The sequence below is a fragment of the Proteus sp. G2673 genome (genome assembly GCF_009915125.1).
Taxonomy (GTDB): Bacteria; Pseudomonadota; Gammaproteobacteria; order Enterobacterales; family Enterobacteriaceae; genus Proteus; species Proteus penneri.
Genome location: NZ_JAABLT010000018.1, coordinates 114897 through 128762, shown reverse-complemented (window position 1 = coordinate 128762; position 13866 = coordinate 114897). Strand labels below are relative to the sequence as shown.

Annotated in this window: 16 protein-coding genes and 2 tRNA genes; 4 read left to right on the top strand and 14 right to left on the bottom strand. The window is 40.8% G+C overall.

Features of this window, described 5'->3' with window-relative positions:
- Positions 1-5: 5 nt before the first annotated feature.
- From rimP to rlmE, 8 genes are all read right to left on the bottom strand, one after another.
- Entirely contained in the window at positions 6-458 is a 453-nt protein-coding gene (gene rimP / locus GWI59_RS09185; RefSeq protein ID WP_036914691.1) for a ribosome maturation factor RimP, read from the bottom strand.
- A gap of 202 nt (positions 459-660) precedes the next feature.
- Positions 661-737: transfer RNA gene (locus tag GWI59_RS09180), tRNA-Met, on the bottom strand.
- A gap of 60 nt (positions 738-797) precedes the next feature.
- Positions 798-887 (bottom strand) — tRNA-Leu (locus GWI59_RS09175).
- Between the two features lie 58 nt (positions 888-945).
- Positions 946-1290, bottom strand: coding sequence for a preprotein translocase subunit SecG (gene secG, locus GWI59_RS09170; RefSeq protein ID WP_036914692.1), 345 nt, complete (start codon positions 1288-1290; stop codon positions 946-948).
- A 165-nt stretch (positions 1291-1455) separates the two neighbouring features.
- Positions 1456-2793, bottom strand: coding sequence for a phosphoglucosamine mutase (glmM, locus tag GWI59_RS09165; RefSeq protein WP_006535694.1), 1338 nt, complete (start codon positions 2791-2793; stop codon positions 1456-1458).
- A complete protein-coding gene (folP, locus tag GWI59_RS09160) occupies positions 2790-3632 on the bottom strand; it encodes a dihydropteroate synthase (protein WP_006535695.1) in 843 nt (280 codons plus the stop codon). Before folP ends, glmM begins: the two co-directional genes overlap by 4 nt.
- An 82-nt stretch (positions 3633-3714) precedes the next feature.
- Positions 3715-5658, bottom strand: a complete 1944-nt coding sequence (ftsH, locus tag GWI59_RS09155) for an ATP-dependent zinc metalloprotease FtsH (protein ID WP_072064556.1) — start codon at positions 5656-5658, stop codon at positions 3715-3717.
- Positions 5659-5705: 47 nt separating this feature from the next.
- The gene (gene rlmE, locus GWI59_RS09150) at positions 5706-6335 is read right to left on the bottom strand and encodes a 23S rRNA (uridine(2552)-2'-O)-methyltransferase RlmE (RefSeq protein ID WP_006535698.1); all 630 of its coding nucleotides are present in this window, start codon (positions 6333-6335) and stop codon (positions 5706-5708) included.
- 145 nt (positions 6336-6480) lie between these two features.
- On the opposite strand from rlmE, the gene yhbY reads away from it, so the two are divergent.
- Positions 6481-6774: a ribosome assembly RNA-binding protein YhbY gene (yhbY, locus tag GWI59_RS09145; RefSeq protein WP_036914752.1), complete on the top strand. Its 294-nt coding sequence runs from the start codon at positions 6481-6483 to the stop codon at positions 6772-6774.
- A 121-nt stretch (positions 6775-6895) separates the two neighbouring features.
- Here yhbY and greA read toward each other — a convergent pair whose 3' ends face one another.
- Complete coding sequence (gene greA / locus GWI59_RS09140; protein WP_006535701.1) at positions 6896-7372, bottom strand: transcription elongation factor GreA; 477 nt, start codon at positions 7370-7372, stop codon at positions 6896-6898.
- A 408-nt stretch (positions 7373-7780) separates the two neighbouring features.
- Here greA and dacB point away from each other — a divergent pair, with 408 nt between their 5' ends.
- A complete protein-coding gene (dacB, locus tag GWI59_RS09135; protein WP_109847953.1) occupies positions 7781-9223 on the top strand; it encodes a serine-type D-Ala-D-Ala carboxypeptidase in 1443 nt (480 codons plus the stop codon).
- A gap of 81 nt (positions 9224-9304) precedes the next feature.
- Here dacB and cgtA read toward each other — a convergent pair whose 3' ends face one another.
- The 3 genes from cgtA to rplU all read right to left on the bottom strand — a co-directional run bounded on the left by cgtA (position 9305) and on the right by rplU (position 11193).
- Positions 9305-10477 (bottom strand): Obg family GTPase CgtA, encoded by a 1173-nt coding sequence (gene cgtA / locus GWI59_RS09130; RefSeq protein ID WP_109399660.1) that lies wholly within the window; start codon positions 10475-10477, stop codon positions 9305-9307.
- A gap of 130 nt (positions 10478-10607) precedes the next feature.
- On the bottom strand, positions 10608-10865 hold the full coding sequence (gene rpmA, locus GWI59_RS09125) for a 50S ribosomal protein L27 (protein ID WP_006535706.1): 258 nt from the start codon (positions 10863-10865) through the stop codon (positions 10608-10610).
- A 19-nt stretch (positions 10866-10884) separates the two neighbouring features.
- Positions 10885-11193, bottom strand: a complete 309-nt coding sequence (gene rplU / locus GWI59_RS09120; protein ID WP_006535707.1) for a 50S ribosomal protein L21 — start codon at positions 11191-11193, stop codon at positions 10885-10887.
- Between the two features lie 263 nt (positions 11194-11456).
- Here rplU and ispB point away from each other — a divergent pair, with 263 nt between their 5' ends.
- On the top strand, positions 11457-12428 hold the full coding sequence (gene ispB / locus GWI59_RS09115) for an octaprenyl diphosphate synthase (protein WP_006535708.1): 972 nt from the start codon (positions 11457-11459) through the stop codon (positions 12426-12428).
- Between the two features lie 37 nt (positions 12429-12465).
- On the opposite strand, the gene GWI59_RS09110 is transcribed toward ispB, so the two are convergent.
- Both GWI59_RS09110 and GWI59_RS09105 read right to left on the bottom strand, forming a co-directional pair.
- The gene (locus GWI59_RS09110) at positions 12466-12882 is read right to left on the bottom strand and encodes a DNA-binding protein (protein WP_006535709.1); all 417 of its coding nucleotides are present in this window, start codon (positions 12880-12882) and stop codon (positions 12466-12468) included.
- An 82-nt stretch (positions 12883-12964) separates the two neighbouring features.
- Positions 12965-13315: a DNA-binding protein gene (locus GWI59_RS09105; protein WP_109399661.1), complete on the bottom strand. Its 351-nt coding sequence runs from the start codon at positions 13313-13315 to the stop codon at positions 12965-12967.
- Between the two features lie 186 nt (positions 13316-13501).
- On the opposite strand from GWI59_RS09105, the gene GWI59_RS09100 reads away from it, so the two are divergent.
- Positions 13502-13768 (top strand): helix-turn-helix domain-containing protein, encoded by a 267-nt coding sequence (locus tag GWI59_RS09100; protein ID WP_006535711.1) that lies wholly within the window; start codon positions 13502-13504, stop codon positions 13766-13768.
- The last annotated feature ends 98 nt before the right edge of the window (positions 13769-13866 follow it).

The window sequence follows — 13866 nt, the reverse complement described above, 5'->3', positions numbered from 1 at the left end:
AAAACTTAAAAGTGGGGTACCAGGTTAGCTTTCTGGATGTTGCTCAGTGCGAACACTTCGTCTTTACCATCCACAGTAACCGTGATCATTTCGCCAGCGACAGACTTAATAATGCCCTGCCATTTACGGCGGTTTTGCATTGCAATTCGTAATACAATAGCGGCTTCTTCACCGATAAATTGTTCATAATGCGTTGCAGTGAATAAAGGTCGTTCTAAACCAGGAGAGGAAATCTCAAGGTTATAAACTGTTTGAATTGGATCTTCAACATCCAGCACAGCACTGACCTGGTGGCTAACATCAGCACAATCATCAACAGTGATACCGTCTTCACTATCAATATAGATGCGCAATGTTGATTCTCGGCCACGAATAAACTCAAGACCGACAAATTCAAAGCCTAATGCTTCTACTGGTGCTGAAACCATCGCTGTTAATTTTTGCTCTAATGTGGACAAACCCACCCCCAAGGCATAAAAAAAGGGCCTATAGCCCAGTATTCTATTCTCTGATAACAAAAAACCCCGAAATTCGGGGCTTTATGCAACTGGACCCTGTAACTTGCCATTCGAGAATAACCTCTTCTTACGGCACATTCCACTCAGGATCATAATCGGTTCAACAAGATGATTAATGAGAAAAGTGCTGTATTGTTAGAAGTGGTTGCGGGGGCCGGATTTGAACCGACGACCTTCGGGTTATGAGCCCGACGAGCTACCAAGCTGCTCCACCCCGCGTTCGAAAAACGTGGCAAATTTTACGCTGATAACAAGCAAAACGCAAGCTATCTGGAATAATGGTGCCGAGAACGGGACTTGAACCCGTACGCCCGTTTTATAGGCACTACCACCTCAAGGTAGCGTGTATACCAATTTCACCACCTCGGCACTTAATGAGACTGTCACTGCGTAAATATTAACAATCTCATTTAAATCTTTACTTAGTTTACTGCGGAATATCTGTATTTGCTGGCGCTACAGGCGCTGCTAACTGCTCAGCTTTTTTAGCTTCTTCTGTAGTCTGCTCGATAGACATCCATTTGCTGTCTTCACGCACAGTTTTATTGGCACTTAGATTACCTAAAATAAGGGCAAGTACAATAAAAGCTGTCGCTAAAACAGCGGTCATACGGGTCATAAAATTAGCTGAACCGCTTGAACCAAATACTGTACCGGAAGCACCTGCACCAAAAGAAGCGCCCATATCAGCACCTTTACCCTGCTGTAACAGGATCAGACCAACTAGCCCTGTTGCTACAATGATAAGAATAACAATGAGTGCCGTATACATTTGCGTTACCTTTTCTATGGAACTTATCGACTTAACGATAACCTTCGATTGCTTCACCCGCTTTAGTTCAAGACCTTACTAAGCGGGTGTGAATACTAACCAAAGCTGAACTGACAAGCAAGGTTATTTTACTACAAAGTGATTGATTGAAGAAAAAATCATCAATTAACCAACGTGCTTCACTGCGTCAGCAATACGATTTGCCATCGCAGTCACTTGCTCTTCATTTTCACCTTCAACCATGACACGAATTAAAGGTTCTGTACCTGATTTACGCAATAATACACGACCTTTACCAGCCAGTTCGTCTTCAACTGCTTTAGCGACTTTCTGAACTTCTGCTGTTTGTAGCGGATCATGGCTACCCGTAAAGCGAACATTCACTAAAACTTGTGGTAATAGTTTCATGCCACTACATAGATCATGCAGACTCATATGGTTACGCACCATTGCACTTAAAACTTGTAAACCTGCAACAATACCGTCACCTGTAGTCGTTTTATCTAATAAAATAATGTGGCCTGAATTTTCAGCACCTAAACGCCAACCTTTCTCTTGTAATTTTTCAAGCACATAGCGGTCACCCACTTTTGCTCTGACAAAAGGAATACCCAGTTGTTTAAGTGCAATCTCTAATCCCATATTACTCATTAGAGTACCAACTGCACCACCACGTAATTGGCCTTGGCGTAACGCTTCTCTTGCAATAATGTAGAGAATTTGGTCACCATCAACTTTTAGACCTTGATGATCAACCATAATGATACGGTCACCATCACCATCAAAAGCTAAACCAACATCAGCGCCTTCTTCTAATACGCGTTTTTGCAACATACGAACATCTGTTGCGCCACACTCTTCGTTAATATTGATACCCGTTGGCTCACAACCAATAGTGATCACTTCAGCGCCTAATTCACGAAATACGTTTGGCGCAATATGGTATGTTGCACCATGAGCACAATCGACAACCACTTTTAAACCATTAAGGTTGTTTTCATTCGGAAAAGTCCCCTTACAGAATTCAATATAACGACCTGCCGCATCCACGATACGATTTGCACGACCAAGCTCGGCTGATTCAACACAAGTAATTGGCTTTTCCATTTCAGCTTCAATAGCTTCTTCTACTTCATCCGGTAATTTTGTGCCATCAATAGAGAAGAATTTGATCCCGTTATCGTAATAAGGGTTATGAGAGGCCGAAATGACAATCCCAGCTTCAGCGCGGAATGTACGCGTTAAATAAGCAACAGCAGGTGTTGGCATTGGCCCAGTAAATGAGGCTGATAAACCTGCAGCCGCTAAACCCGCTTCTAATGCTGATTCCAGCATATAGCCTGAAATACGAGTATCTTTACCAATAATGATTTTGCGAGAGCCATGACGTGCTAATACTTTACCCGCAGCCCAACCTAGTTTTAAGACAAAATCAGGTGTAATCGGACTATCACCTACTTTTCCACGGATACCATCTGTTCCAAAGTATTTACGTTCGCTCATTCATTATTTTCCTTTGCAGAAAGAGTCGCTTGTACGACTTTCATCGCATCAACAGTCTCTTTAACATCGTGTACACGAATAATTTGTGCGCCTTGCATCGCTGCAATAACTGCACAGGCCACGCTACCAGCAACACGCTCTTGTGGTGGCACATTCAATAATTGTCCAACCATTGATTTGCGTGACATTCCGGCAAGTATAGGTAGGCCAAAGTGATGAAGTTCACTTAAGTGTGCTAATAATTGGTAATTATGCGCTAAATTTTTACCAAAGCCGAATCCTGGATCAAGAATAATTTGATTTTTTTCGATCCCAGCATCAACACAACGCTGAATATTTTCTTGTAAAAAACGATCGACATCCATCATCACATTCTCATAATGTGGTGATTGTTGCATAGTTTTGGGGTTGCCCTGCATATGCATAATACACACAGGCAAACCTGTTTTAGCGGCTGCTTCAAGTGCTCCCGGCTCTCGTAAAGAGCGAATATCATTGATAATTGAAGCACCTACGTTTGCTGATTCAGTAATGACCTGAGCTTTGGATGTATCAACAGAGATCCAAATATCAAAACGCTGACGAATAGCCTCAACAACAGGAACAACACGCTGCAACTCTTCATCAATAGAGACATCACTTGCGCCAGGTCTAGTAGACTCACCACCAATATCGATGATAGTAGCCCCTTCAGCGATTAATTTTGCCGCATGATCAACTGCATCATTAAGTGAATTATGAGTGCCACCATCAGAAAAAGAGTCTGGAGTAACATTCAAAATCCCCATAACTTGAGGTGCTGATAAGTTAAGTTCTGTTCCTCTCGCCATTAATTTCATTTCATTGATACCTTCATAAAAAAACCCCAGAAGCCTGGGGTTTGTATTTATAGCTTACTCAATGTGCATAACCCGATAAGGATTAGTGAGTATTTTTATCAGAAGGTGTATCACTTTCTGACTCTGGCTTATCTTTTGGCTCACTCGCTACATGCGCTTGTGCTGGCTGGGCAGTAGTTGTACTACTATTGCCATTATTGCCTTCCCAACCCGCAGGTGGACGAACATCACGACGATTCATTAAATCATCAATTTGAGGCGCATCGATAGTTTCATAAGTCATCAGTGCATCTTTCATTGAGTGCAGAATATCAAGGTTGTCCATTAAGATCTGACGAGCACGAACATAGTTACGATCAACGATAGCTTTAATTTCTTCGTCAATTGTACGCGCTGTTTCATCAGACATATGCTGCGCTTTAGCAACAGAACGACCTAAGAACACTTCACCTTCTTCTTCTGCGTACAGCAATGGTCCTAATTTTTCAGAGAAGCCCCACTGTGTCACCATATTACGTGCAATATTAGTTGCCACTTTGATGTCATTAGAAGCACCCGTAGAAACATGCTCTGCTCCATAGATAATTTCTTCAGCTAAACGGCCACCGTAAAGTGTTGAAATTTGGCTCTCTAACTTCTGGCGACTCGCACTAATTTGATCGCCTTCTGGTAAGAAGAAAGTCACACCTAATGCACGTCCACGAGGAATAATCGTTACTTTATGCACAGGATCATGTTCAGGTACTAAACGTCCAATAATTGCGTGGCCAGCTTCATGATAAGCAGTTGATGCTTTTTGTTCTTCCGTCATCACCATTGAACGACGCTCTGCACCCATCATTATCTTATCTTTCGCTTTCTCAAACTCGACCATTGAGACAACACGTTTATTACCACGTGCAGCGAATAAAGCGGCTTCATTAACTAAGTTAGCTAAGTCAGCACCAGAGAAACCTGGCGTACCACGTGCTAAAATTGCTGGATCAACATCTGGTGATAAAGGCACGCGGCGCATATGGACTTTAAGGATTTGCTCACGTCCACGCACATCAGGTAAACCAACAACCACTTGGCGGTCAAAACGACCAGGACGAAGTAATGCTGGGTCTAACACATCAGGACGGTTAGTTGCCGCAATAACAATAATACCTTCATTACCTTCGAAGCCATCCATTTCAACGAGCATTTGGTTCAGTGTTTGTTCACGTTCATCATGACCACCACCTAAACCAGCACCACGTTGGCGACCAACCGCATCGATTTCATCGATAAAGATGATACAAGGTGCTGCTTTTTTAGCTTGTTCAAACATATCACGAACACGAGAAGCACCCACACCCACAAACATTTCAACAAAATCAGAACCTGAAATGGTAAAGAATGGAACTTTCGCTTCACCCGCGATGGCTTTCGCTAATAACGTTTTACCTGTACCAGGAGGCCCCACCATCAGAATACCTTTAGGGATTTTACCCCCTAACTTCTGGAAGCGACCCGGATCACGCAAATATTCAACTAATTCGCTTACTTCTTCTTTCGCTTCATCACAACCTGCAACATCAGCAAAAGTTGTTTTGATTTGGTCTTCTGTCAACATGCGCGCCTTGCTTTTCCCGAAAGACATCGCACCTTTACCGCCACCACCTTGCATTTGGCGCATAAAGAAAATCCAAAGACCAATAAGTAATAGCATTGGGAACCAAGACACAAAAATTTGAGTCAGAAGACTTTGGCCTTCAAGTGGTTCGCCCGTTACTTTTACATTACGGTTCATTAAAGTGGTCAGCAGGTTGTCATCACGCATAGGCATATACGTGCTGTACTTTGAGTTATCTGTTTTAGTTACATTAATATCATAACCACTTATGCTGACCTCGCGTAATTGGTTATTAGTTAACTCATTGATAAAGGTAGAGTAATCCACCTTACGACTATTCGAATCGCTGGGTCCGAAGCTCTGGAATAATGACATCAAAACGACTGCAATAACTAGCCAGAGGATCAGGTTTTTCGCCATGTCACTCAAGGGATTAACCTCATATTACAACTGTGTTAACAAATAGCTTTAGGGTACTAAAGTTTACGCCCTGTGGCTACAATATATACTTCACGAGAACGAGACCGCGAAGCGTCTGGTTTACGAACTTTCACTTTCGTAAACAGGGAGCGTATTTGCCCCAGGTACTCATCAAAGCCTTCTCCCTGAAACACCTTGACAATAAAACTTCCCCCGGGAGCCAGTACATCACGACACATATCAAGCGCTAACTCTACTAAATACATGGATCGAGGGATATCGACCGCGGGTGTACCGCTCATGTTTGGAGCCATGTCAGACATGACAACCTGGACTTTGTTTTCACCTACTCTATCAAGCAATGCCTTCAACACAAGTTCATCACGAAAATCGCCTTGAAGGAAATCGACTCCGACTATAGGATCCATAGGTAAAAGGTCACATGCGATGATTCGACCTTTGCTTCCTAACTTCTGTACAACATATTGAGACCACCCTCCTGGGGCTGCTCCTAAATCGACAACGGTCATACCTGGTTTAAAGATATTGTCACTTTGCTGAATTTCTTCAAGTTTAAACCAAGCACGAGAGCGAAACCCTTTTTTCTGTGCTTGCTGAACATATTTATCACTAAAATGTTCTTGTAACCAGCGGCTAGAGCTTGCCGAACGTTTTTTATTGGCCATTGCGTTTTCCAACTATCATACACTTAGCTATCAATATTTTTACTCTTTCACTCATTTAACCCCGTATTAACGACATTTTATGGTGATAAATGAGAGATGGCGTTAGAATAGATCGTTTTCAATCCCAACAAAGCAAAAATTAATGATGACTCTTAACAAAAAACAAATTCAACACCTGAAAGGGCTCGCTCATCACCTGAATCCAGTCGTTATGATTGGTAACAACGGGTTGACTGAAGGCGTTCTTGCAGAAATTGAACTCGCTCTGGCGCACCATGAGCTTATCAAAGTCAAAATCGCAGGCGAAGATCGAGATGTTAAAAACTTGATCGTGGCTGCGATTGTACGCGAAAGCGGTGCACAGAATGTACAAGTTATCGGAAAAATTCTTGTTCTTTATCGTCCTTCAGAAGCACGCAAAATTATTTTACCGAAATAAAACTTGTATCTTTATATAAAAATGCCATAACTAACTCTATGGCAAAAAAGGCCTTTTAAGGCCTTTTTTATATTACCACAGGATGGCACTCTAGTTTTCTATAGAAACGTAAAATTATAAATTAAATATATTCTACGTTTAAAACTTCATACTCGACTTGTCCACCAGGTGTAGTAATAACAACGACATCATCTAACTCTTTTCCAATCAACCCACGCGCAATCGGTGAATTAACAGAAATTAAGTTTTCTTTAATGTTAGCTTCATCATCACCAACAATGCGGTAAGTTTGCTCTTCTTCATTTTCAACATTTAACAGTGTAACTGTTGAACCAAAAATAATACGGCCATTGTTATTCATCTTAGTAATATCAATAACTTGAGCATTTGATAATTTTGCTTCAATTTCTTGTATACGACCTTCACAGAAACCTTGTTGCTCTCTTGCAGCATGATATTCCGCGTTTTCTTTTAAGTCTCCATGTTCACGAGCTTCTGCAATAGCTGCAATAATCTCGGGACGACGAACATTTTTTAAATATTCCAGCTCTTCGCGTAATTTTTCTGCACCTAGAACTGTCATAGGGATCTGATTCATGTGTTAATACCTCAATACTATTCCTAATAAAAAATAGGTATCATCCTGATTTTTTATACTAACAACACAGAGAAAAGGATCTATTTACTCTTCTCAAGACAAAAAAAGACACAGGCAACCTTAAATTGGGCCTGTCTCTACGTATATTCGGTGAATGAGGGGCGCTAATATATTCCCAACTCATGCTATTGGGACGTAAACTAAACCACCCATACTTAAAACTAAATCTAACACAACAGAAGCATTGCTTCACGCCTTATCTCTCTTTATGAAGAGATAAACAGACTTTTTCCGATAATGGGCTAATCCTGCTTGTTACCGTTTACTTTTGCCCTCATTGCCCTTTAGTATTAGCCTCTGGCAATCAATACTGTAACGTTACACGTTATAGTCACAGATAGAGAAATTATGCGCTTACTATCAACATTTCGACGGATACTTTACACATTAAGTATCATCAGTTTTTCAACCCAAGCGATACCTGTTGAAAACTATATATCCCTTCTTCCTGAAGGAACACAAGTGGGTTTAATAACTCAACCCGTTGGCGCTGCTTCTCCTAATCTTAACTATCATGCCGATCAATTAGCACTTCCTGCAAGTACTCAGAAAGTAGTGACCGCACTTGCTGCATTACTTCAATTAGGGGGAGATTATCAATTCACCACAACAATGGAAACAGAAGGTAAAATAAAGGACAATCAGCTTAATGGTGATTTGATCTTTCGTTTTACAGGCGATCCTACATTAAGTCGCCAGCAATTAAGAGCAATGGTTGCCGTATTAAAGCAATCCGGCGTTACAAAAGTACAGGGTGATTTGCTTATTGATACCTCTGCTTTTTCAAGCCACGATAAAGCACCAGGTTGGGTTTGGAATGATCTAACTCAATGCTTTAGTGCCCCTCCTAGTGCCGCGATTGTTGATAAAAACTGCTTTTCCGTTTTATTGCAAAGTGGTAACAAAGAAGGTGATATTGCCACAATACGTAAAGCTTCGTTCTATCCTGTAACCGTTTTAAGTGAAGTTGAAACTTATGAAAAAGGATCAACTCATACCCGTTTTTGTGAATTAGACGTCACTGTTCGAGACTTAAATACTTATGTCATCACAGGTTGTATTCCTAAACGTGACGATGCTGTACCTTTAATGTTTTCTATTCAAGATGGAGCTCATTGGGCCGGTACAATTTTAAAAGAAGAGTTACAGCGCGCCAATATTGAACTTGATGGCTATATCAAACGTCGATCTCAACTAAAAGCACCTGTTACTGTACTCGCACAGACGCAATCAAAACCGTTACATAACTTACTGACTACCATGCTAAAAGAGTCTGATAATATGATTGCAGACACCGTTTTTAGAACCATTGGTCGTGAGTATTATGGTGTTGCAGGGACTTGGCGATCTGGTGCAGAGGCAACCCGTGCTATTTTAAAACAAAAAGCCGGAATTGATTTAGGAAATACCGTTATGGTTGATGGCTCTGGTCTTTCTCGCCATAACCTCATTTCACCTGCAACCATGATGCAAGTCCTTCAATATATTGGACAGCATGAGAGTGATTTAAACTTTATCACGATGCTTCCCCTTTCAGGGCATGACGGTACATTACAATATCGAGGCGGTTTTCATGAAGCGGGTGTTGATGGCAAAGTTTCCGCCAAAACCGGTTCATTAAAAGGGGTTTACAATCTTGCGGGCTTTATGACCACGGCAAATGGGCAGAAAGTTGCGTTTGTACAGTACGTTTCAGCGTATTCACCTCCCACAAAGAATCGCAATGCTGGACGCGCTTATTTAGTGCGTTTTGAAACGAATCTGTATAAAGATATGTACAATAACCGTTAGATTTACACGAGATAAGCAACAGATACAAAAAACGCCTAATTAATCAGGCGTTTTTTATTTTAATCACAACCAGAATGATCCTTAACGTTGGTAGATAAATTCAATACCATCATCGTCTTCTTCATCCCAATCATCGTCATCATCTTCTTCGAAATCAGGATTTTCAAGCTGTTCTTTGTGATAATCATCCCACATAAAGTCAACTTTTCCTGACTCTGCATTTGTTGCAACAACATCTTGCTCACGCGGAGTAACATTCAGGAATTCCATGATATTCCAGCAAAGTTTTTTTACACCTTCTTGGTTGATGGCTGCTATCATATAATAGTTTTCATCCCAACCCAGTGCTTCAACAATTGCTTTTGCCTTCTCTTTTGCTTCTTCAGCATCAAGAAGATCAACTTTATTGAACACTAACCAACGTGGCTTCTGTGCTAATTTTTCGCTGTATTTCTCTAGTTCAGAGACAATAATTTTTGCATTCTCCACAGGATCTGATCCATCAATAGGATCAATATCGATCAAGTGTAATAACACACGGCAGCGTTCTAAGTGCTTTAAGAATTGGATCCCAAGACCTGCGCCATCAGCAGCGCCTTCGATTAATCCGGGAATATCTGCAACCACAAAGCTTTGGTGATTATCCATACGCACCACACCTAGGCTTGGTACTAACGTTGTAAATGGATAATCAGCAACTTTAGGCTTTGCTGCTGATACTGCACGAATAAATGTGGATTTACCCGCATTCGGCATACCTAACATACCTACATCGGCTAATAACATTAGCTCTAAGAGAACTTCTCGAGATTCACCCGGAGTACCCATAGTACGTTGGCGTGGAGCACGGTTAACCGAAGATTTAAAGCGAGTATTACCTAAACCATGAAAGCCACCTTTAGCAACCATTTGCTTTTGACCATGGACAGTCAAGTCAGCAATAATTTCATTAGTAGCTAAATCACGGACGCGTGTTCCAACAGGAACACTAATTGTAATGTCTTGACCACGCTTACCGGTGCAGTCACGACTGTGACCATTTTCACCACGTTCTGCGCGATAAGATTTTGTAAAACGGTAATCAATTAAGGTGTTGAGGTTTTCGTCCGCAATCATGTAGACATCACCACCATCACCACCATCACCACCGTCTGGTCCCCCATTAGGGATATATTTTTCGCGACGAAAGCTCACACAGCCGTTACCACCATCGCCCGCGACGATTAGGATCTTGGCCTCATCAACAAATTTCATGATTTTACTCCGTATAGTAGCCATTAACGTGCTGGATGGCCGAAATTACCCAGAGATGGCCTTTTTTAAATATAAAAAGCCCCGCAACAGATTTGCAGGGCTTTTGACTCGGTGCTTAAAGGACCAGTAATTATTCAGCTTCGATGCTGATAAATTTACGGTTGTTTGGACCTTTAACTTCGAACTTAATTTTTCCGTCAGCTAATGCAAACAGGGTGTGGTCACGACCACAACCAACGTTAGTACCTGCATGGAACTTAGTACCACGTTGACGAACGATGATGCTACCTGCTAATACAGCTTCACCACCGAAACGTTTAACACCCAGACGTTTTGCTTCGGAATCACGACCGTTACGAGTCGAGCCGCCAGCCTTTTTATGTGCCATTGAACTACTCTCCTAAACCTTAAGCGATACCAGTGATTTTAACATCAGTAAACCACTGACGGTGGCCCTGTTGTTTACGGCTGTGTTTACGACGACGGAACTTAACAATCTTAACTTTATCGCCGCGACCGTGAGCAACCACTTCCGCTTTAACTTTAACGCCCGCAAGGATTGGAGCGCCAATTTGAATGTCATCGCCATTAGCGACCATCATTACAGTATCAAACTCGATTGTTTCGCCAGTAGCTACTTCCAGCTTCTCTAAACGAATAGTTTGACCTTCGCTGACTCGGTGTTGTTTACCACCACTTTGGAAAACCGCGTACATATAAACTCCGCTTTCCGCACACTCCCAATATGTATAATTTGAGTGCACAATTAAAATATTCACATAGGGCGCGAATTCTACGCAAATTTAGTGCCGATGACAAGTACAGATCGCAAACTAGCGTTAAAAAAAAGAGTTTTTTACACGATATTTATTTCAGCCATTTTTAAAGTACAATCTAAATTATAAGAGAGTAAAATCTATGGCATGATCATTTTTTATTAATAATAACGCGCTCATTGGCGAGCCAAAGTCGAAAAAACATGAATTTAGAATCTATTATAAAACTAACATCCGCTGATATGACTGCGGTAAATGAGGCAATCCTTTACCAGCTTAATTCAGATGTTTCTTTGATAAACCAACTTGGTTACTACATCATTAGTGGTGGTGGTAAAAGGATCCGACCAATGATCGCTGTGCTCACTGGACGAGCATTGGACTATCAAGGTGACAAACATATCTCGGTCGCCGCGCTGATCGAATTTATTCATACTGCAACATTGTTACATGATGATGTTGTTGATGAATCTGATATGCGCAGAGGAAAACAAACGGCAAATGCTGTCTTTGGCAATGCTGCTAGTGTACTTGTTGGCGACTTTATTTATACACGATCTTTTCAAATGATGACGGATCTTGATTCGATGCGTGTACTAAAATTAATGTCTAGCGCCACCAATGTGATCGCTGAAGGTGAAGTTTTACAGCTAATGAATTGTAACGATCCTGACATTTCTGAAGATGACTATATGCAAGTTATCTACAGCAAAACAGCTCGTCTTTTTGAAGCCGCTTCTCATGCATCAGCAATCCTTTCGGGTGCAACGCCTGAGCAAGAAAAAGCATTCCAAGATTATGGTCGTTATCTTGGGACTGCTTTTCAGCTCATTGACGATTTGCTTGATTATGATGCAGATAACAACCAGTTGGGTAAAAACACTGGTGATGATCTCGATGAAGGTAAACCAACGTTGCCATTGCTTCATGCTATGCATAATGGCAATGAAGAAGAATCCAAATTAATTCGCCAAGCCATTGAGCAAGGTAATGGCCGTCATTTATTGGATACTGTTTTAAATACTATGAAACAGTGTGGCTCTTTGGAATATACCCGTCAAAAAGCAGAAGAAGAAGCAGACAAAGCGATTGAAGCTTTATCAATTATACCTAACTCACCGTATAAAGATGCACTTATTGGGCTTGCTCACGTCGCTGTGCAACGTCAATCATAACATTAATGTAATAATGTAAAGAAGCCCGCTAGAGCGACTACATCGATTCTGGTGGGCTTTTTAATTTATTGAGAACTTCTTCGTTTTCTCGTTCGATAGCATCTTGATTATCCGCATCAATATAGCTAATAAGCTTTGCTAGCCCTTCGCGCAGTACGAATTTCACAATCTTTTCTCGTTCTGATTTAGTCAATTGATAATAGGCTTCAACCCAAATCAAAAAGGCATCCTGACGTTTAGATAAATACTCTGCTGGAGGTTCATGTGCAGCGAGCACACTAATCACCTCATCAGGCAGACTTTTTACGGAATACTCGACAGCTTTACCCTGCACGCCACGTTTACGACGGTTTTCCCATCCTTCACGACGCGCCATCAAGTTAACTCCCTGCGGGGAGTTAGGTAACCCCGCAAGCCCCACTAATTCTTTCGCTGTATACCATTCTTTTTTCATGATCTCATCTCACATTCAACTAAGAGGTTAGTCAGATAGATATCTGTTGCGGATAACGCAATAATAGATTCTTTAAAATCACCTAATCATTAACGAATTTTTCTAAAAAACTTCTAATACCATCCCGCAATATCAGCTCTGTTAATGTTTTTTGTTCACCATCATTTAGTTGTTGGAATGCTTTCACCCAGATAACGAGTGGCTCCTCTTTTTTATTTAGTTTGTAATGTGCTAATGGCTCATAAAGTTCTAGAGCAATTAATGTTTCTTCTGGTAAACAAGAATAATGATATTCAACACCATTACCTTGCTTATTTTTTACATTCTGTTTTTGCCAAGACTCGCGTCTCGCTTTTGAATTTACACCTTGTGGTGATTTAGGTAATCCACCTATACCCGTCAATTCCTTTGCCGTATACCACTCTTTTTTCATTATGTTTATCTAAAATTGTTATCAACTTCAAAAAAGAAATTATTAAGAAAAAAATCAGAAATCTTTTTAGAAAAATAATGTTATTTTATTTTCTAAATAATCAGTTTAAATGCTTTAGGACATTTCTAATAAACTGTTATTTATACCACTAACACAGCAATCAATTTTATAGAAAAAGGATTAAAAATGATTTCAAGGAAATCTGATTGGCATCCTGCCGATATTATTGCCGCACTTAGAAAACGAGGAACAACACTTGCTGCCATCTCTCGCAAAGCTGGGTTAAGCTCTTCAACTCTCGCTAATGCACTGTCACGACCTTGGCCTAAAGGAGAGAAAATCATTGCAGATTATCTTGGTGTAGCTCCTAGTGAAATTTGGCCTAGCCGTTATTTCCATCCCGAAACAGGAGAATTACTTGAACGAAAGATTCGTATCAAAACTAATAATTAACTAATAATTACAGGCATTATAATTAATAAAAAAAACCGCTGATATAGTATCAGCGGTTTTTATTTAAATTTGCATTATTTTTATAGCAAAAAATAAGT